General features: G+C 42.6%; 1 protein-coding gene. It reads right to left on the reverse strand.

Going from position 1 to position 989, the window contains the following annotated elements:
• The coding region (locus I6E26_RS11010; protein WP_235321911.1) for an IS4 family transposase at positions 1 to 934 on the reverse strand (934 nt) is incomplete at its 3' end.
• Positions 935 to 989: the final 55 nt, after the last annotated feature.

The raw sequence follows: 989 nt of genomic DNA on the forward strand, positions 1-989 counted from the left end.
GATTGCGGACACAGACAATACGGGCATCAATGCCATTGTCGCCATTTTTGTCCTGGCCTACCTTCACTGGAACGGAAAGAAGATATTTAGAGCGGCCACGTTGCTTCTTGCAAGAGGCAAATATCTTCTTGATGTTCATCTGTTTGCCTTCAAATATGTAGTTCCGTTTGCTGCTGCGTTTGACCATAGCTATTACATTAAGCCCTAGTTCCTTTACATCAAGAATCTGTTTGGGATTGGAAAACCAGCTGTCAAACAACACATATTTTGCCTGGTGTCCTGCTCCCAATGCTGTTTTCAGCAAATATATCATGACATCGGTAGCTTTTTGGCAAGCCATAAGACGACGCTGGCCAGAGATAGTCCTTTTGTCAATCTTGCTACGTGTACCAAGGATGTTTTCTTCCTTATTTGAAGCCAGCAAAGAAGAATTGATTGGCATGAACGTGCAGCCATCTGTCCAGCCCAAGGTCAATAGCCTGAAGCCCTTCATATATCGCTTTGACACATGGTCAAACACACGGGAGGCATATTCAGTCCGCTTGAATCCAGTCCTTTCATACAAGGAGTCATCAATAACAAAACAGTCATCGCGTTTCTCAGATGTAAGCGGACGAATGTGACTATTGATGATACGCTCAGAAAGAAGCGTAGTAAAGCGCAGCCAGTTTATACGGGGGTTCGCAAGAAAACGATAATATGTGTTTTTAGAAAATTCCTCCCGAATCGTTCCAACCTTCTGCTGCATATAGAAGCTGCCCATGCGGAAAGCATTCGTAACTGTGTAGGTGAAAAGCTCCCTTACAGGAACTCCCTTAAGTTTTAGTCCACCACAATTTCTTAAAAGACTGATAATTCCGTATACAGCAAAAAATTGAGCGATCGACATAGAAATGTTCTTTTCATCTTTGGATTCAAGTGATACAATAGACATGGCGTAAACCTCCTTGGTCATGGTTGATGTTCACTTCTATTGTACCAAGTTTTGA

This window comes from Anaerovibrio lipolyticus (assembly GCF_021531495.1).
Taxonomy (GTDB): Bacteria; Bacillota; Negativicutes; order Selenomonadales; family Selenomonadaceae; genus Anaerovibrio.